Source organism: Diaphorobacter sp. C33, from assembly GCF_030503915.1.
GTDB classification, from domain to species: Bacteria; Pseudomonadota; Gammaproteobacteria; order Burkholderiales; family Burkholderiaceae_C; genus Diaphorobacter; species Diaphorobacter nitroreducens.
The window spans coordinates 834,131-850,541 of record NZ_CP129980.1 but is presented as its reverse complement, the minus strand read 5'-3'; the positions used below and the strand labels follow the sequence as shown (position 1 = coordinate 850,541).

17 protein-coding genes are annotated in these 16,411 nt (G+C 69.5%); 8 read left to right on the top strand and 9 right to left on the bottom strand.

Annotated features, from left to right (window positions below; genetic code table 11):
• Window positions 1-78 precede the first annotated feature (78 nt).
• Window positions 79-1,266, top strand: coding sequence for a metallophosphoesterase (locus QY917_RS04050; RefSeq protein ID WP_123676369.1), 1,188 nt, complete (start codon window positions 79-81; stop codon window positions 1,264-1,266).
• A 183-nt stretch (window positions 1,267-1,449) separates the two neighbouring features.
• On the opposite strand, the gene QY917_RS04045 is transcribed toward QY917_RS04050, so the two are convergent.
• Genes QY917_RS04045 through QY917_RS04020 form a run of 6 tightly spaced genes read right to left on the bottom strand, consistent with a single transcriptional unit; the run spans window position 1,450 to window position 6,811 of the window.
• On the bottom strand, window positions 1,450-2,148 hold the full coding sequence (locus QY917_RS04045; RefSeq protein ID WP_123676370.1) for a nitroreductase: 699 nt from the start codon (window positions 2,146-2,148) through the stop codon (window positions 1,450-1,452).
• Window positions 2,149-2,150: 2 nt separating this feature from the next.
• Window positions 2,151-3,320, bottom strand: a complete 1,170-nt coding sequence (locus tag QY917_RS04040) for a thiolase family protein (RefSeq protein WP_123676371.1) — start codon at window positions 3,318-3,320, stop codon at window positions 2,151-2,153.
• Window positions 3,317-4,801, bottom strand: a complete 1,485-nt coding sequence (locus QY917_RS04035) for an AMP-binding protein (RefSeq protein ID WP_123676372.1) — start codon at window positions 4,799-4,801, stop codon at window positions 3,317-3,319. Before QY917_RS04035 ends, QY917_RS04040 begins: the two co-directional genes overlap by 4 nt.
• Window positions 4,798-5,382: a biotin transporter BioY gene (locus QY917_RS04030; RefSeq protein WP_123676373.1), complete on the bottom strand. Its 585-nt coding sequence runs from the start codon at window positions 5,380-5,382 to the stop codon at window positions 4,798-4,800. Before QY917_RS04030 ends, QY917_RS04035 begins: the two co-directional genes overlap by 4 nt.
• 35 nt (window positions 5,383-5,417) lie before the next feature.
• A complete protein-coding gene (locus QY917_RS04025) occupies window positions 5,418-6,011 on the bottom strand; it encodes an energy-coupling factor transporter transmembrane protein EcfT (RefSeq protein WP_123676374.1) in 594 nt (197 codons plus the stop codon).
• A 17-nt stretch (window positions 6,012-6,028) separates the two neighbouring features.
• A complete protein-coding gene (locus QY917_RS04020) occupies window positions 6,029-6,811 on the bottom strand; it encodes an energy-coupling factor ABC transporter ATP-binding protein (protein WP_123676375.1) in 783 nt (260 codons plus the stop codon).
• On the opposite strand from QY917_RS04020, the gene QY917_RS04015 reads away from it, so the two are divergent.
• Both QY917_RS04015 and QY917_RS04010 read left to right on the top strand, forming a co-directional pair.
• Window positions 6,810-7,061, top strand: a complete 252-nt coding sequence (locus QY917_RS04015) for a hypothetical protein (protein WP_148061007.1) — start codon at window positions 6,810-6,812, stop codon at window positions 7,059-7,061. The two genes, QY917_RS04020 and QY917_RS04015, sit on opposite strands and share 2 nt — an antisense overlap.
• A gap of 68 nt (window positions 7,062-7,129) precedes the next feature.
• On the top strand, window positions 7,130-8,335 hold the full coding sequence (locus QY917_RS04010) for an MFS transporter (protein WP_123676376.1): 1,206 nt from the start codon (window positions 7,130-7,132) through the stop codon (window positions 8,333-8,335).
• Window positions 8,336-8,416: 81 nt separating this feature from the next.
• Here the strand turns inward: QY917_RS04010 and QY917_RS04005 are convergent, their stop codons facing one another.
• Window positions 8,417-8,764 (bottom strand): ankyrin repeat domain-containing protein, encoded by a 348-nt coding sequence (locus QY917_RS04005; RefSeq protein WP_011805530.1) that lies wholly within the window; start codon window positions 8,762-8,764, stop codon window positions 8,417-8,419.
• 168 nt (window positions 8,765-8,932) lie between these two features.
• On the opposite strand from QY917_RS04005, the gene QY917_RS04000 reads away from it, so the two are divergent.
• Window positions 8,933-9,538 carry a trans-aconitate 2-methyltransferase gene (locus tag QY917_RS04000; RefSeq protein ID WP_123676377.1) on the top strand — a complete coding sequence of 202 codons (606 nt, stop codon included), beginning with the start codon at window positions 8,933-8,935 and terminating at the stop codon, window positions 9,536-9,538.
• A gap of 101 nt (window positions 9,539-9,639) precedes the next feature.
• Here the strand turns inward: QY917_RS04000 and QY917_RS03995 are convergent, their stop codons facing one another.
• Complete coding sequence (locus QY917_RS03995; RefSeq protein WP_123676378.1) at window positions 9,640-10,614, bottom strand: tripartite tricarboxylate transporter substrate binding protein; 975 nt, start codon at window positions 10,612-10,614, stop codon at window positions 9,640-9,642.
• Between the two features lie 561 nt (window positions 10,615-11,175).
• On the opposite strand from QY917_RS03995, the gene QY917_RS03990 reads away from it, so the two are divergent.
• Window positions 11,176-12,324: an acyltransferase gene (locus QY917_RS03990; RefSeq protein WP_103738334.1), complete on the top strand. Its 1,149-nt coding sequence runs from the start codon at window positions 11,176-11,178 to the stop codon at window positions 12,322-12,324.
• 287 nt (window positions 12,325-12,611) lie between these two features.
• Window positions 12,612-13,958: an amino-acid N-acetyltransferase gene (argA, locus tag QY917_RS03985; protein WP_015913105.1), complete on the top strand. Its 1,347-nt coding sequence runs from the start codon at window positions 12,612-12,614 to the stop codon at window positions 13,956-13,958.
• 3 nt (window positions 13,959-13,961) lie between these two features.
• On the opposite strand, the gene bla is transcribed toward argA, so the two are convergent.
• The gene (bla, locus tag QY917_RS03980; RefSeq protein WP_123676379.1) at window positions 13,962-14,852 is read right to left on the bottom strand and encodes a class A beta-lactamase; all 891 of its coding nucleotides are present in this window, start codon (window positions 14,850-14,852) and stop codon (window positions 13,962-13,964) included.
• 103 nt (window positions 14,853-14,955) lie between these two features.
• Between bla and QY917_RS03975 the strand changes: the two genes are divergently transcribed.
• The gene (locus QY917_RS03975) at window positions 14,956-15,822 is read left to right on the top strand and encodes a LysR family transcriptional regulator (RefSeq protein ID WP_123676380.1); all 867 of its coding nucleotides are present in this window, start codon (window positions 14,956-14,958) and stop codon (window positions 15,820-15,822) included.
• A 137-nt stretch (window positions 15,823-15,959) separates the two neighbouring features.
• Entirely contained in the window at window positions 15,960-16,319 is a 360-nt protein-coding gene (locus QY917_RS03970) for a DUF2946 family protein (protein ID WP_162844554.1), read from the top strand.
• Window positions 16,320-16,411 lie beyond the last annotated feature (92 nt).

Genomic DNA, 16,411 nt, shown 5'->3' with positions numbered 1-16,411 from the left:
CAACCCCTGTCGCCGCGACCACCCCCACGCCGGCCCCATACGCCGGTGCTGCTTTCTTCTTTGCATCTCCGGCTTTCCATGGTGTCTCTTGCTGCGTTGGTGATTCCGCTGCTGGCGGTCTGGCTCTGGGGGCCCGTGCGCGGCATGTCGCGCCAGGCGCGCCTGGTGGCCATTGCGCTGACCGCCCTGCTGGGCGTTACTCCGGCCCTGCTGCTCAAGCTCTTGCAGGCCGGCGCGATGGATTACGCCACCCTGGCCTATCTGCAGGTGCCCGGCGGCTGGGTGTTGGGCACGCTGGTGCTGATCCTTGCCTTTCTTCTGGCGCGTGATGGCGCGTGGCTCGCGGCGCGGGCCGCCGCGCTCATGGGCGGGGGCGACACATGGCACCTGCGACTGCGCGGCAGGCGGTTGACCGGCACCGCCGTGGTACTGGCGCTGGGCGCGGCGGGCTTTGGCACGGCGCAGGGCCTGCAGCCGCCCACGGTGCGTGAACAGGTGGTGCACCTGCCGCAATTGCCCGAGGCCCTGGATGGCCTGCGTGTGGCCGTGCTGGCGGATATCCACGCGAGCCCCATCAACCATACCGCCTACGTGCAGAGCGTGGTGGAGCGCACCCACGCGGCGCGGCCCGACCTGATCGTCCTGCCCGGTGACCTGGTGGATGGCGACGTAGGCAGCAGCGCCGCCTTCGTGGCTCCACTGGCGCAACTGCGCGCACCGCACGGCGTATGGGCCGCGCCCGGCAACCATGAGTACTACGGCGGCTACAACGCCTGGATGGCGGAATTTCGCCGCCTGGGCCTGGGCGTCTTGGCCAACCAGACCCAGGTGCTGCAGGTGAATGGCGCGCGTCTGGCACTGTCCGGCGTGGGCGACCCGGTCTACGGCCGCACCTCTCACCACAATGCCGACCCGCGCGTGCCCGAGGGCGTGCCCCCCGATGTACCCGCGGTGGCCCGGCAGGCGCGCGCGGCGCAGGCCGACTTCCACCTGCTGCTGGCGCACCAGCCCAAGCTCGCGCGCGACAACGCCGCGCACGGCGTGGACCTGCAGGTCTCGGGCCACACGCACGGCGGGCTGATCAGCGGCATGGACCGCTGGCTGGTCGCTCCGTTCAACAACGGTTTCGTGCGCGGGCAATACGACGTGGACGGCATGCGCCTGTTTGTGAGCGCGGGCGCGGGCCTGTGGGCCGGCTTCGCAGTGCGGCTGGGCGTGCAGCCCCATATCGACCTGTTGGTGCTGCGCCGTGGCACAGCGTCGTAAGACCGCGCGACGGCCCGGCGCCGTCGAATACTGAATAAGTCGGCACGAGGGTACGCCCTGGGCTGCGAGGGGACGCACCTCGCACGCAAAGCCCCGCCATCACCATCGCGACCGTTTTGCAACGCGGCAGGCCGCAGAAAAGGTGGCGCTCACGACACGCGAGGGAACGTGTTCCGCATTGCCTCAGCGCAGCACGGTGAAGTAGCGCTCCAGCGCCTCGCGCTCGGTGCGCGTGCGGTTGACGGGTGCGCCCGCGTCTTCCCAGCCCAGCGCCATGCCGCAGACGACCACCTCGCTGGCCTGCAGGCCCAGCGCGTCGCGCACGACCTGCGGGTAGCTCGCCAGCGCACCAATGGCACAGCTGGCCAGCCCCTGGGACTGCGCGGCCAGCATCAGTCCGTGCAGGCACATGCCCAGGTCCATGAAGCCACCTGCGCCGAACCCGCGGTCAATGGTGACGATCAGCGCCACGGGCGCATCGAAGAAGCGGTAGTTGCGCTCGAACTGTGCGGCCCGACCCGCGCCATCGCCGCGCGCCACACCCAGCGCCCCGTACAGCGCCTGCGCGGCTGCCACCTGGCGTTTGCGCAATGCCAGCGGCATGGGGCGGGGGAAATAGCCATAGTCCTCGGCCTCAGGCACCTGGTCGCGCCACGCCTGGCACAGCGCGGCACTCAGGCGTTCGCGCACCGCGCCCTCCACGGCCCAGAAGCGACCCGGCTGCAGATTGGCCCCGCTGGGCGCCAGCCGCGCCGCAGCCAGCAACCGCTCCAGCAGCGCGAGGGGCACGGGCCGCGGCAGGAAGGCGCGCACGGAATGGCGCGCCTGCGCCAGCGTCTCGAAGACGTCCTGCGCCACAGGCATCGTCAGGGGTTTGGTCATTCTCACTCCGGCATTTCCACCCAGGTGGCCGCACCCAGGCCACCCGCACCCGCAATGCACGCCATGCCGCGCAGCGCGCGGTCGGTGCGGTCGGCACCCTGCCGCTGCGCCATCTGCGCCAGCACGCGCACCAGCGCAATGGCGCCCGATGCACCGATGGGGTGCCCGCGCGCCAGGCCACCCCCGCCCCGGTTGATGGCACCGAGCGGCAAGCCCAGCGCATTGCAGAACGCCAGGCCCTGCGCCGCAAAGGCGTCGTGCAGTTCCAGCGCCTCCAGCGCCGCCCAATCCCAGCCACAGCGTTGCTGCGCGGCGCGTGCCACGTCGACGGCGCAGAGCATGGGCGACTCGGGCGCGCCACCCACGCTGACGCTGCCGCGCCACTGCGCACGCGGCCGCACGCCCCAGCGCGCGCAGGCCGAGGGCGTGGCCAACAGCAGCAGGGCCGCGCCGTCCGCCTTGGGCGACACGGCGACGGTGCTGAGGCTGCAATCCTGGCCGTCCACCGATTGACCGCTGGCCACCGCAGGCATGCGCGCCACACGCGCGGCGCTCAACAGGCGCGGGTAGGCGTCGTGCGCCAACCCCCGCAGCGGCACGATTTCATGGGCCATGGCAGCGCGCGCCGCCACGCTGCGCGCGTGGCTGGCCATGGCGTACGCATCCTGCGCGTGGCGCGTGAGCCCCAGGCGCCGCGCGCCGTCCAGCGCGGCCAGCAGCATGTCGGGGTCGCGCTCGGGCCAGGGCGTGAAGGGTGGCCGGTCATAGGGCTCCGGTGCCTCCTCCGCCTGCAGAGGCCGATGCATGCGCAGGGGTGCGCGGCTCCACGCCTCGGCCCCGCCGGCAACCACGACATCGGCCTGGCCCAGCGCCAGCAGACCGCAGGCATGGGTGACGGCATCCAGCCCCGCGCAGCACTGGCTGTCCAGCGTCACGGCGGGAATGCCCTCGGGGAGGCCGGCCGCCAGCGCCAGCATGCGGGCGGGGTTGCCCCCGGCGCCCAGGGCGTTGCCCAGCACCACGGCATCGACGGCCTCGGCCGGCAACTCGGCATCCGCCAGCATGCGCGCCACCAGCGGCGCCGCCAGATCGTGCGGCTGGCAGGCCGCGAGCACCCCGCCGACCGGCGCCACCGGCGTGCGCGCCCAGGCCAATATGGGAATAGCGTTCACCGCCAGCGCTCCAGCGAGGGCGACGGTGCCTGCAGCGCGCGGGCGATGGCTGTGTGGTCGGTCTTGCCGCTGGGCGTCTGCGGCCAGTCGCCCACCCACACCCACCAGTGGCGCGGCGCCTTGTAAGGCTCCAACACCGCGCGACACCAGGCCGCCAGCTCCAGCGCGCCGGGTGGCGGCGCGTCGCCCTGCCACTGCAGCACCGCCTGCACACGCAGGCCGCGCAGGCCGTCGGCCACACCCTGCAGGCTGGCCTGCGCCACCTGTGGGTGGGCCAGCAGGCGCGCTTCCACTTCCTCGGGGAACAGGTTCTTGCCTTGGGTGACGAGCATGCGGTTCTCGCGCCCGCACAGGTGCAGCAAACCGCTGTCGTCCACGTAACCCATGTCGCGCACCGAGAGCCAGTCGCCCTCGCGCAGGGCGGCGGTGCCGTCCGCGGCGTTCACGTAATCCATGAACAGCATGGGACTGCGCACCCAGATCAGCCCCGGCACGCCCTGCGGCAGCGCGCCGCTGCGGGGATCGGGGCCGATGTGCAGGTCCACGTTGCTGAACGGCCGGCCCACGGCCTGGGCCGGTGCGCCCGGCTCTGCATCCATCCAGGCGACGTAGCTGGCCTCGGATGCACCGTAGAACTCCACGATGCGTGCGCTCGGGAACAACCGGCGCAGTGCGGGTGTGCGCTCGCGCAGCCAGCGCGCGCCGCTGATCAGCACCAGCTCCACCCCCTCGATAGGTGCCAGCTGCCGCCGCTCGGCCCACTGCAGCATCAGCACAAGCTGGCTGGGCACCGCCACCAGCAAGGGCGCGCCGCCCGCGCGCAGGGTGTCCAGCGCGCGCGGCGCAGAAAAGCGCTCCTGCAGCACCGCGCCAGCGCCCGTCCACAGGCCCAGCAGCGCGCCGAACAGGAACAGCGAATGCGACATGCGGCCCGGCGCCAGCACGCGCGTGGCCGCCGCGACACCAAAGTCCTGCAGGCTGACGCGAAAGCTCTCCACCCAGGAGCGGTGGTGGCGCATGAAGCCCTTGGGCAGGCCCGTGCTGCCCGAGGTGAAGCCCACGTAGAACGGCGACTGCGGCGTGGCCGCTGCCGGGGCTCCGGAGCCCAGAGGCAGCCGCCGGGCAACCGCCCGGGCCACACCCGCCGGCCACTGGGGATCGCCCATCGCCGCGCAGCGCCCACTGGCGATCACGCCTAGGAATTCCACCACCCCCTCCAGCGTGCCGGCATCACCGGGCAGCAGCACGGTGGCCGGCGCGCCTTGCGCATCCCAGTAGCGCGCCCGCGTCTGCACACGGTCGTGCAGCGTCGCGAAGTCCCACTGGGTGGTTTCATTGGCCAGCGCCAGGGAGTGCGGCCGCGTGCGGGCCCAGTGCGCCAGGGGGCCATGTACCCACTCGAACAGCTCAGGCAGCGCATCGCCCGTCAGCAGTTGCGGCAGGGGCGCCAGCGCCTGCCGCTTGCAAGGGTGGGTGTTCAACGTTCGCGCCCACCAAACGGCCAGTCTGGCAGCGCCTTGGCCACGGTATGCACCACCACCGCGCAGAGCGCGCACTTGACCAGGTCACCGGGCACGAAGACCAGGTCCGCCAGAAAGGCCTTGTCCAGCGGCATCTGCGCCAGCAGCACGAGGCCGGCAATGCCCATGGCATGCAGGAAGACCAGCCCGCCAAGCACGGAAGCGATGAACGCGCTCGCGGCCGTGCGCAGCGGCGTGCCCTGCGGCAGTGTGCGCATCAGCGCGCCTGTCACCCCTGCCGCCAGAGCGTAGCCCACAAGGTAGCCGGCCGACGGCGCCATGAACACCCCCAGGCCGCCCCGCCCGCCCGACAGCAGCGGCAGGCCGGCCGCCACGGCCGCCAGGAACAGCAGCATGGACTGAAAGCCCCGGCGCGCGCCCAGCAGGCAGCCGGCCAGCATCACGCCCAGCGACTGCAGCGTGATCGGCACGCCCAGCGGTAGGTCGATCTTGGGAATGAGCCCCATCACGGCCATGAGCGCGGCGAACAGCGCCACCAGCGCCATGGAGTGAGAGGCTTTGCGGGATAGGGCAGCAGTCATACAACTCCTTGGGTCGACAAGAAAAACAGGAATAGTCAGCCGCCCAAACGGGCGTAGAGGGCATCGGCCACACGCTGCGCCCCCTGCAGCATCTGCACGGTGAGCGGCGCGACCAGCCGCAGGCCGCCGGCACGGCCGGTGCGCAGGCGGTGGGCTTCGTCCAGCTTCTTCCACTGCACGAAAAAATGTTCGGTGAACCGCAGCATCAGCGCCAGTTGCAGCGACACGCGCTCCGGCCGCAGGCCAAGGTGCGCCAGGGGCCGCAGCAGCGCATCCAGCACCTGCAACAAGTCCGTGGGACGCGTGCTCACGGTGAGCGCCACCCCCAGTGTGGAGGCGCAGGCCAGGCGCAGCGCGCTCACCGCCGCCACCTCGGGCCGTCCCATCCACAGGTGAAAGCCCGCCACCAGCGCCGCGGCGATGAGCACCGACACGATGAGCCGGCGCGCCACGCGCGTGGCCGGCCCCAGGCTCCACCACAACAGTGCGCACGCCACGCCCGCCGCCGCCAACGCCCCCGGCGCCGACAGCACGAACAGCAACGTGCCCAGCACCGCCATGCCGGCCAGCTTGCACCCCGCGGGCCAGCGGTGCAGCCAGGTGAGGTGTTCGCTGTAGAGGCTACCCATGGCGGTGCATCCTTCGCTCAGGCCGCGGCGCGCATACGGGCACGTGGCATGCCCGCCGCGGCGCGGGCCCGCGCCACCTGTTGGGCAACGGCGGCTTCATACGCCGCGCACACATCGTGGCCGCGGCCGTCCGCCTGCACCCGGCCTTCATGCAGCCAGACCACGCGCGGGTAGTCGCGCACATGCTCCAGCACATGGGTGGACACCACCACCTGCCGCCCGCAGGCGGCAATGTCATCGGCCAGCCGTGCCTGCCCCGGCAGGTCCAGGCTGGCGAAGGGTTCGTCCAGCAACAGCGTCCGCGGCCCGGCGAGCAGCAACGCAAGCCAACAAACGTGCTGGCGCTGGCCCTGGCTCAACGCCCCGACCGCGCGCGCGGCCCAGTCGGCAAGGCCCCGTTCGGCCAGGAAGGCGCGGGCGCGCGCCAGCGCATCACGCCGGGACAGGCCCTGCGGTTGCAGGCCCAGGGCGAGTTCCTCTTCCACCGTGGGAAAGATGATTTGATCGTCGGGGTTCTGGAACATCATGCCCACGCGTTGGGCCCGCAATTGCCCTTGCGGCAGTGCCTGCAAATCCTGCCCGTGCGACAGCACCTGGCCTTCGTCGGGCACCTCCAGCGCGCACAACAGCCGCAGCAGGCTGGTCTTGCCTGCGCCGTTGTGGCCGATCAGTCCAATGCGCGGCTCGGCCAGCGTGAGATCGAGCCCGTCAAAGACCTGTGTGACACCGCGGCGCAGGCGCACCTGCCGCACTTGCAGCACGGGAGCGTCAGGGGGGTGAGAGGAACAGGAGGGGAGCATGCCAAAAAGCCAAGCAAATTCGCCACGGATTCTACTCCCCCTTAAAAATCCTTTTCTTTCAGCAAAAAGCATCTATTGCCAATCAATTTCCGCCAATAAGCAGGCAAATCACATCCGCAACCTTCAGCAAAAGAGCACAAAAATCCGGCCCTTTCAACGCAGTTATCTTCAACTGGGCTCATTTGCAACAACCCGCCCTCTTCATGCCACCATCTGCATCCTTTATCGCGTCATCTACTACGAAAAGTGATGCATGGTCTACCCCGGAACCGTACGTCCAGCGAAGACAATAGGTGTCCTGTTCGCCGCCTCCCGCCCATGAAGACCTCTTCCACCGCTCTTGAACGCCGCAATCTCGGCCTGCTGGTCGCCGCCCAGTCATTGGGCGGTGCCTCGCCCCCCATCATCATTTCGCTCGGGGGCTTGGTGGGCCAGATGCTGTCGAGCACGCCTACCGCCAGCACGCTGCCCGTGAGCCTGTACCAGCTGGGCCTGGCCCTCTCTACCCTGCCCGCGGCATGGCTCATGCACCGCGCGGGCCGCCGCACGGCCTATCTGCTGGGCGCGGTGCTGGGCGTGCTGTCGGGCTTGATCGCGGCCTGGGGCATCAGCCAGTCGGACTTCCTGCTGTTCTGCCTGGGCACGACGCTGGCGGGCTTCTACGGCGCCTGCGTGCAGAGCTACCGCTTCGCCGCGATCGACGCGGTGGGCGACACCACGCGGCACGCCAGCGCCATATCGCGGGTCATGGTGGGCGGGCTGATCGCGGCCATCATTGGCCCGCAGGTGGTGATCTGGACGCGCGACAGCCTGCCCGCCACGCCGTTCGCCGGCAGTTTCTACAGCCAGGCCGCGCTTGCGCTGCTGGCGTTGCCCCTGCTGCTGGCCCTGCGCCTGCCGCCCGCGCCGCCGCGTGCCGAGTCGCATGGCGCGCGGCCGCTGTGGCAGATCGCGCGCACGCCGCAGTTCATCGTGGCGGCGATCGCGGGCGTGGTGAGCTATGGGCTGATGGCCTTTCTCATGACGGCCGCTCCCATGGCCATGGTGGGCTGCGGCCACAGCGTGGGCGAAGCCGCCCTGGGCATCCAGTGGCATGTGCTCGCCATGTTCGCACCCAGCTTCTTCACCGGCCGTCTGATCGCCCGTTGGGGCAAGCGCGCCGTAACGGGCCTGGGGCTGGTGCTGATTGCCGCGTCGGGCCTGCTGGCGCTGATGGGACTGGCGCTCACCCATTTCTGGGGCGCTCTGGTGCTGCTGGGCGTGGGCTGGAACTTCGGCTTCATCGGCGCCACGGCCCTGCTGGCCGACTGCCACCGCCCGTCCGAGCGCGCCAAGGTGCAGGCGCTGAACGACTTCCTGGTCTTTGGCACCGTGGCCGTGGCGTCCTTCGGCTCGGGCCAGTTGCTGCACAGCGTCGGCTGGGGCGGCATCAACGCCGGCATGCTGCCCATGGTGGCGGTGGTGCTGGCGCTGCTGGGCTGGCAGAGCCTGCGCCAGCGCCGCGGGGCCGCTACCCAAGGCTGATTACTCCTTTTTTTATAGCTTCCAGCGCTTTATCAGTAAGCGCTGAAGCACAAAAAATGCCTTGACGCTACGCCCCGTGCGCTACAACGGCAGCCAGCGCCGCCACGCTGCCACGCGCCTGGGCGGCGGCACGTCGCGCGCACCCCGGCTGCGCAGCAGTGCGGCCAGCTCACCGCGGCCATGGCGCAGCGCAGCCTGCAGCGGCGTGAGCCCGTCGAACTCCGACAGCAGGTGCGGGTCCGCCCCGTGCTCCAGCAGGTAGCGCGCCACCGCATCGTGGCCCTGCACCAGGCTGGCGACGAGCGGCGTGCACAGCACCTCGGGGTGCTGGTAGTTGGGATCCACGCCCGCGCTGATGTGATAGCGCACCCGGGCCAGATCCCCCGCGGAGGCGGCGGCGTACAGGTCTTTCCAGTCTCCGGCGGACATGGGCGCTCCTTTCATCGGGTTCTCATACGGCACTGCCGCGCAATATAGACGCCGCAGTACGCGCAGCACACCGGGGAGCCCCCATGGCAACCGCCCGCCATCGCGATGGACTGGTCCATACTCCCGGCGAGCGGTCCCAGCCCGGCGCCGCCTTCTTCAGGAGCGTGCGTGCAATCGGCGAGTGAGCAGTGGTTTGACGAGGCGTACTACCAGCGCTACTACTTCGACAAGAAAACCAGCGTGGTGGACCCCGGCCATGCGCAGCGGCTGGGCAGCTTCGTCTGCAGCTATCTGCACTACCTGCGCGTGCCCGTGGAACGGGTGCTGGACGTGGGCTGCGGCATCGGCCTGTGGCGGGACATGGTGCAGCACCACCTGCCCGGCGCGCTCTACCAGGGCGTGGAATACAGCCCCTATCTGTGCGAGCGTTTTGGGTGGGAGCGCGGCTCGGTGGTGGACTACACGGCGCGCGAGCCTTTCGACTTCGTCATCTGCCAGGGCGTGCTGCCCTACCTGGGCACGCAGGACCTGGCGCGGGCGCTGGACAACCTGGGGCGCCTGTGCCGCGGCGCGCTGTACCTGGAGGCCGTCACGCGCGAGGACTACGAGCGCGACATCATCGACGAAGACCTGACCGACCCGCGCCTGTACCGCCATCGCGCGTCGCTGTACCGCCGCGGCCTTGCGCGGCACTTCATCGACATGGGCGGGGGCCTGTGGCTCAGCCGCCAGGCGCAGGTGCCGCTGTTCGCCCTGGAGGCTCCGGGACAGTAGCAGCGCTTATTGATTGATAGCTGCCCGCGCTTGACCGGTGGGCGTCAGACGCAAAAAAGCCGTGAATCCTCACGGCCTTTTTTGTCACCTATTGCATGCGTTTAGTCCGCCGTAGCGCCCGATGCCTTGACCGCAGCACCCCACTTCTGAATGTCGGCGGCGATCAGCTGGGCAAAGTCGGCCGTGCTCAGGCCATAGGCCTCGGCGCCCAGATCGGAGATCTTCTGCTTCACGTTCTCCTGGGCCAGGATCTCACGCACGTATTTGTTCATGCGCTCGGCCAAGTCCTTGGGCAGGCCCTTGGAGCCGATCATGCCGTACCAGGGCTCGGCCTCGAAGCCAGGGAAGCCTTGCTCCGCCAGCGGCTTCACGCCCGGGAACTTGGGCGAGGCGGTCTTGCTGGTGATGGCCAGCGCCTTGATCTTGCCGGCCTCGATCTGCGGCTTGAGCGGCACGGGGTTGTCGATGGCGTACTGCACTTCGTTGGACATCACGGCCAGCACCAGCGGCGCGGAGCCCTTGTACGGCACGTGCATGGTCTTGGCCTTGGCCTGCATGTGGAACATCTCCACGATCATGTGCTGGGGCGAGCCCGCGCCGGCCGAGCCGAAGTTGATCTTGTCGGCCTTGATGAGCTTGAGCAGCTCGTCCACCGAGTTGATGCCCGAGTTGGCGCCCGTGACCAGCAGGAACGGCGCCTTGGCCAGCGGGGTGATGGGCGTGAGGTCCTTCACCGGGTCGTAGGGCACGTTCTTGTACAGCGTGGGCGAGATCACCACCGGGCTGCTGGAGCCCACCAGGAAGGTGCCGCCGTCGGGCTTGGCGCGGCTCACGTAGGCGGTGGCGATGTTGCCGTTGGCACCGGCCTTGCTTTCCACGATCACGCTGGCAGTGATGCGCTTTTCCAGCTCGTTGGCGATGATGCGCGCCAGCATGTCGCTGGTGCCGCCGGGTGCGTAGGGCTGCACCAGCGTGATGGTCTTGACCGGCCAGGCATCCTTGGCCAGCGCCATCGTGGGTGCGCCTGCGGCCAGGGCCAGGACTGCGCCAGCGGCAAGAACGGTTCTGCGGAACATAAGCTCTCCTTCAGTGAAGGCCCTTGTGGGGCCGGTGTACGAGGCCCGCGAAGGGCCGCTTGCAGAAAAGAAAAAGCGTCCGCTGGGGCGAACGCATCATCAGGGTTAACCCTTTGATGGTAACCGGAAAGACAATTTCACCGTCTCCGCCATGGGCCCCGCGTGCCCGCAGTGACGCCACGGTTGCTTGCAGCGGAACTTCGCACTCACCCGAAAGTCATCATCCTGAATTGGTAGCGACATTTGGTAACCCACCCCCTGTAGGCGGCCCCTAGAATCCGACGGCCGGGCGCAGATCCGGCGCGGCACGCAGCGCGTGCCCACGACCGCAGGACCGCTTTCACGGCCTGCCTTACCGACACAGGAGCGAAGGGTGCCGCGCCGTCCTCAGGGACGGCTGGCAGTGTCGACCACTCCCAGCCAGCGCAATGCGGCCAGGCACGGCCTGGGCAGCGCATTGGACTGGCGACAAGCCCATTCCGGGTCGGGATGTGATTGGTGATGAACACGGCGGGCGCCAGGCCTGCCCAGCAATGGAGGTGCCGCGTTTTGGCAGACAAAATGGACAACCCCCGGGTGAACCCCCTCAGCCATGACGGCCGCGCGCCGAGCCTGGCCTACAACAGCGCACTGGACGGACTGCGCGGCGTGGCGATCCTGCTGGTGATCCTGTCGCACGCCCATGCGCCGCTGTTCGACGGCGCGTTCTACGGGGTGGACCTGTTCTTCGTGCTCAGCGGTTTCCTGATCACCTCGTTGCTGCTGCAGGAACTGCAAAGCAACGGCCGGCTGGACTACTGGCGTTTTTACCGCCGCCGCTTCTTCCGCCTGATGCCGGCGCTGGCGCTGTTCCTGGGGGCGTACTGCGTGTTTGCGCCGCTGCTGTGGCCGGACCTCACGGACGTGTATTCCGACGCGCTGGTGTCCCTGTTGTACCTGGCCGACTACGGCATCGCCTTCTTCGACAGCCCCGACACGCTGCTGCACATGTGGTCGCTGTCGGTGGAAGAGCACTTCTATCTGGTCTGGCCACCGCTCCTGGTGGTGTTGGCGCGCTTCACGCCGCGCGGCGCGCTGTGGCGCCCGGTGCTGGGCCTGCTGGTGCTGGCGTGGGCCTGGCGCGTGCTGTGGGTGGCGCAGGGCCAGCAGTTCTACGAGATTTTCTTCCGCTTCGACACCCGCGCCACGGGCCTGCTGGCCGGCAGCCTGCTGGCCACGCTGCTGCACGAGCAACCCGCTTGGTTCCAGGCGCTGCGCCAGCGGCTGCACCATTTCATGTGGGTGGTGCTGGCCGTGCCGCTGCTGATGGCCCAGTCCTGGGACGACATGAACGCCATGCTCTGGGGCATGACGGTGGTGGAATGCGCCGCCCTGGTGGTGCTGCTGGCGGTGCAGCAGCACCGCGGCGCGCTGCACCAGATGCTGAGCGCACCGGCCCTGATGCTGGTGGGCAAGCTGTCGTACGGCATCTACCTGTGGCACTACCCCGTGGTGCGCTACCTGCGCGCCGACCTGCCGTGGCCGGCCGTGGTGGTGCTGGGCTTCCTGATCTCGGCGGCGCTGGCGGCGCTGTCGTACTACACCGTGGAACGCTGGGCCATGCGCTGGCGCGATGCCCGCCCGGCCCAGCGCAAGCCGGCCCCCGTGCGGACGGCGCGGCCGGCTGCCGCACGTGGTTCGCTGGCGCTGTCGGCGCGCGGCGGACGCTGATGGCCGGGTTGGCAGCTATTATTTAAATAGCTGCCCACGCTTTCCCCGCGGTGGATTTCAGAAGAAAACCCTTCGGAAATCATCACAATCAAGCGCTGGCAGCTATTATTTGAGGAGCACTCCTCCTCCCTCCCCGCGCTGCCCGCGGCACGGCGCGCAGCCCGCTACACTGCGGCCTGCGCTTGCTGGCGCCCCTGCCCTGGTACAGGCGCACGGGAAGCCGCGAGCGCTTTTCGTCTCCGCCCCTCTTTTCACCGCTCCACCGCCAACCCTTTGACGCACCGCCCATGTCCACGGTCTTCAACTTCACCTTCGTTCCCTGGTTCCGGTCCGTGGCGCCGTACATCCACAAGTTCCGGCACCAGACCTTCGTGGTGGGCCTGACGGGTGAGGCCATCGCCGCGGGCAAGCTGCAGAGCATCGTGCAGGACCTGGCGATGATCCAGGCCATGGGCGTGAAGATCGTGTTGGTGCATGGCTTTCGCCCGCAGGTCAACGAACAGCTGCACGCCAAGGGGCACGCCCCGCGCTACTCGCACGGCATGCGCGTGACCGATTCCGTGGCGCTGGACTGCGCCCAGGAGGCCGCGGGCCAGCTGCGCTATGAGATCGAGGCCGCCTTCAGCCAAGGCCTGCCCAACACGCCCATGGCGGGCTCGCGCGTGCGCGTGATCTCCGGCAACTTCCTCACGGCGCGGCCCGTGGGCATCGTGGACGGCGTGGACTTCAAGCACTCGGGCCTGGTGCGCAAGGTGGACGTGGAAGGCATCCGCCGCACGCTGGAGTCCGACGCCATGGTGCTCATCTCGCCCTTCGGCTTCTCGCCCACGGGCGAGGCTTTCAACCTGGCCATGGAGGAAGTCGCCACACGCGTGGCCACCGAGCTCAAGGCAGACAAGCTACTGTTCCTGACCGAAGTGCCGGGCATCCGCATCCAGCCGCTGGAACCCGACGCCGAGGACAACCCCATCGACACCGAACTGCCCCTGGCCGCAGCGCGCCAGCTGCTGGCCCAGTTGCCGCCCGCGCAGCAGCCGACCGATGTGGGTTTTTACCTGCAGCATTGCGTGAGGGCCTGCGAGCACGGCGTGGAGCGCAGCCATATCCTGCCGTTCGCGGTGGACGGCGCGCTGCTGCTGGAGATCTACGTGCACGACGGCATCGGCACCATGGTCATCGACGAAAAGCTGGAAGAGCTGCGCGAAGCCACCATCGACGATGTGGGCGGCATCATCCAGCTCATCGAGCCGTTCGAGCGCGACGGCACGCTGGTCAAGCGCGACCGCACCGAGATCGAGCGCGACATCGCCGCCTACACCGTGATCGAGCACGACGGCGTGATCTTCGGCTGCGCCGCGCTCTACCCCTACCCGGAGGCCGGCACGGCCGAGATGGCCGCCGTCACCGTGTCCCCGCAAAGCCAGGGCACGGGCGACGGCGAGAAGCTGCTCAAGCGCATCGAGCAGCGCGCGCGCATGCTGGGCCTGTCCAGCATCTTCGTGCTGACCACGCGCACCATGCACTGGTTCATCAAGCGGGGCTTTTCGCCCGTGGACCCCGACTGGCTGCCCGACGCACGCAAGCGCAAGTACAACTGGGACCGCAAGAGCCAGGTGCTGGTCAAGAAACTCTGAGCTTCACCCTGCGGCCGCCAGCCATGCGGCCGCCAGCGACCCCACCTCGGCAATCGCCGCGTCGCGCTGCGCGGGCGCAGCGGGGCACTGCGTGAGATAGCACGCCACCACGGCCGGCGCCCCGCCCTCCGGCCACACCACGCCCACGTCGTTGCTGGTGCCGTTGGCGGTGCCGGTCTTCTCGCCGATGCGCCAGCCCGCCGGCATGCCCGCGCGCAGCCGCTTGTCGCCCGTGAGGTTGCCCAGCAACCAGCCCTGCAACCGCGCCCGCGCCTCGCCAGACAGCGCATCGCCCAGCACCAGTTTCTGCACGGTGTGCACCATGGCGCGCGGCGTGGTGGTGTCGCGCAGTTCGCCCGCAGGCACATCGTTGAGCGCGGGCTCGATGCGGTCCAGCCGTGTGTGCGCATCGCCCAGCGTGCGCAGCCAGGCCGTCAGGCCGGCGGGCCCGCCCTGGCGGCGCAGCAGCAGGTTGGCGGCGCTGTTGTCGCTGAGCACCATGGTGGCCTCGCACAGCTCGGCCACGGTCATGCCGGCGCCGCCCGCGTGCGGCTCGGTGCGCGGGGAATATTCCACCAGATCCTGCCGGCCATAACGCACGCGTGCATCCAGCCGCTCCAGCCCCTGGTCCGCACGCTGCAGCACCTGGCCGGCCAGCAGCAGCTTGAAGGTGCTGCACAGCGCAAAGCGCTCGTCGCCGCGGTAGGTCGCAAGGGCGTCCGAGCCCGTGTCCAGCACGGCCACGCCCAGCCGCCCGCCCACGCGCTGCTCCATCCGGCCCAGCGCGGCCTGCAACTGCTGCGTGGCCTGAGCCCTGTTTTTCTCGACCCCGGTTTGGGCACACCCCACCAGGGGCAGCAGCGCGGCGCCCAGCAGCCAGCTTCGTCGGTCCATCGTTTCACCTCGTCATGTGTGGAAAGAAGGCGCCACGATAAGGCGGCACAAGTGGCTTGACCATCGACAATAATCGCCACCAGCCCTTAGAAAAACTTCACCCATGCACCTGCCCCTGAATGCGCTGCGGGCCTTCGAGGCGGCGGCCCGCCACCTGAACCTGACGCGCGCCGCGGAGGAACTGCACGTCACCCAAACCGCGGTGAGCCAGCACATCCGCAACCTGGAGGAACGCGTGGGCAAGCCGCTGTTTCGCCGCCTGCCGCGCGGCCTGGCCTTGACCGATGAGGGCCGCCAGTTGGTGCCCGTGCTGTCCGACAGCTTTGCGCGCATCGGCCAGGCCCTGCAGCGCCTGGCCGACACCCGCCCGCGCGAGGTGCTGACCGTGGGGGTGGTGGGTACGTTCGCCGTGGGGTGGCTGCTGCCGCGCCTGCGCGCCTTCCATGAAAGCCACCCCTTCGTCGACCTGCGCCTGCTCACGCACAACAACCGCGTGGACCTTGCGGGCGAAGGGCTGGACTGCGCCATCCGCTTCGGCGACGGCGCCTGGCACGGCACCGACGCCGAGCGGCTCATGCCCGCGCCGCTGGCGCCTCTGTGCGCGCCAGAAGTGGCTGCGCGCCTGCGCGAACCTGCTGACCTGGGCGCGGAGGCCCTGCTGCGCAGCTACCGTGCCGATGAGTGGCCCGCATGGTTCACCGCCTCGGGCGCGCCCTGCCCCGTGCTGCGCGGCGCGGTGTTCGACTCGTCGCTGACCCTGGCCGAGGCCGCAGCCCAAGGCGCGGGCGTGGCGTTGCTGCCCGTGCGCATGTTCGAGCGCGAACTGCGCCAGGGGCGGTTGGTCCAGCCCTTCGCGTGCACGGCAGCGCTGGGCGACTACTGGCTGTGCCGCCTCAAGTCACGCGCCCCGACCGATGCCCTGCAGGCGTTCCGCGACTGGCTGCTGCGCGAGTCCGCGCCGCCGCAGTGATGCCACCCCGCCAGAAAAACCGCATCAAAAAAGCCTTTCAGCCTTATAAATCAAGCGCTGGCAGCTATAAAAGTGGAAGCGCCCTGGTTGAGAAAATGCCTGCGCGGCGCAGCCCCGCAATGGGCATAATCGCCGCCATGAACTGGCCCCGCCTCCCGCTCACACTGCGCACCTGGGTGCTGGGCTGGTTCATGGCTTCGCTGGGCGTGGCCGTGGCCTCGCCGCTGGTGCATCCACAGTCCCTGCAGCTGGTGTGCTCGGCCTCGGGCGCGGTGATGCTGATGGTCCAGGCGGACGACGGCAGTGTGGGCGCCCTGGGCGCGTCCGGTATGGACTGCCCCTTGTGCGCGCCCGCAGGCGCACCGCCCGCCCCCGAAACCGCGTTGGTCGAGCCGCCTCCACCTTTGGCCCATGCGCTGCAGCCCATCGAGGCGGCGCGCATTGCCGCGGCCACCGCAGCGCCGCTGCCGGCGCGCGGCCCTCCCTCGACTCTCTGACCCTGCCGGGCCGCAAGGAGCCTGCTGGCTCCCCAGGCGGCCCTTGCCACGCCCACGCACTGGGTGTGCCTTGCCGCACGAGACAGCACCAC

What these genes read in the sequence shown, in the direction of transcription:
- QY917_RS04045 (WP_123676370.1), bottom strand. Translation starts at nt 2,148, where the DNA reads ATGACCAAACCCCTGACGATGCCTGTGGCGCAGGACGTCTTCGAGACG.
- QY917_RS04015 (WP_148061007.1), top strand. Translation starts at nt 6,810, where the DNA reads ATGCCAAAAAGCCAAGCAAATTCGCCACGGATTCTACTCCCCCTTAAA.
- QY917_RS03970 (WP_162844554.1), top strand. Translation starts at nt 15,960, where the DNA reads ATGAACTGGCCCCGCCTCCCGCTCACACTGCGCACCTGGGTGCTGGGC.
- QY917_RS03975 (WP_123676380.1), top strand. Translation starts at nt 14,956, where the DNA reads ATGCACCTGCCCCTGAATGCGCTGCGGGCCTTCGAGGCGGCGGCCCGC.
- QY917_RS04020 (WP_123676375.1), bottom strand. Translation starts at nt 6,811, where the DNA reads ATGCTCCCCTCCTGTTCCTCTCACCCCCCTGACGCTCCCGTGCTGCAA.
- QY917_RS04030 (WP_123676373.1), bottom strand. Translation starts at nt 5,382, where the DNA reads ATGACTGCTGCCCTATCCCGCAAAGCCTCTCACTCCATGGCGCTGGTG.
- QY917_RS04005 (WP_011805530.1), bottom strand. Translation starts at nt 8,764, where the DNA reads ATGTCCGCCGGAGACTGGAAAGACCTGTACGCCGCCGCCTCCGCGGGG.
- QY917_RS03995 (WP_123676378.1), bottom strand. Translation starts at nt 10,614, where the DNA reads ATGTTCCGCAGAACCGTTCTTGCCGCTGGCGCAGTCCTGGCCCTGGCC.
- QY917_RS03990 (WP_103738334.1), top strand. Translation starts at nt 11,176, where the DNA reads ATGGACAACCCCCGGGTGAACCCCCTCAGCCATGACGGCCGCGCGCCG.
- QY917_RS04010 (WP_123676376.1), top strand. Translation starts at nt 7,130, where the DNA reads ATGAAGACCTCTTCCACCGCTCTTGAACGCCGCAATCTCGGCCTGCTG.
- QY917_RS04050 (WP_123676369.1), top strand. Translation starts at nt 79, where the DNA reads ATGGTGTCTCTTGCTGCGTTGGTGATTCCGCTGCTGGCGGTCTGGCTC.
- argA (WP_015913105.1), top strand. Translation starts at nt 12,612, where the DNA reads ATGTCCACGGTCTTCAACTTCACCTTCGTTCCCTGGTTCCGGTCCGTG.
- QY917_RS04025 (WP_123676374.1), bottom strand. Translation starts at nt 6,011, where the DNA reads ATGGGTAGCCTCTACAGCGAACACCTCACCTGGCTGCACCGCTGGCCC.
- bla (WP_123676379.1), bottom strand. Translation starts at nt 14,852, where the DNA reads ATGGACCGACGAAGCTGGCTGCTGGGCGCCGCGCTGCTGCCCCTGGTG.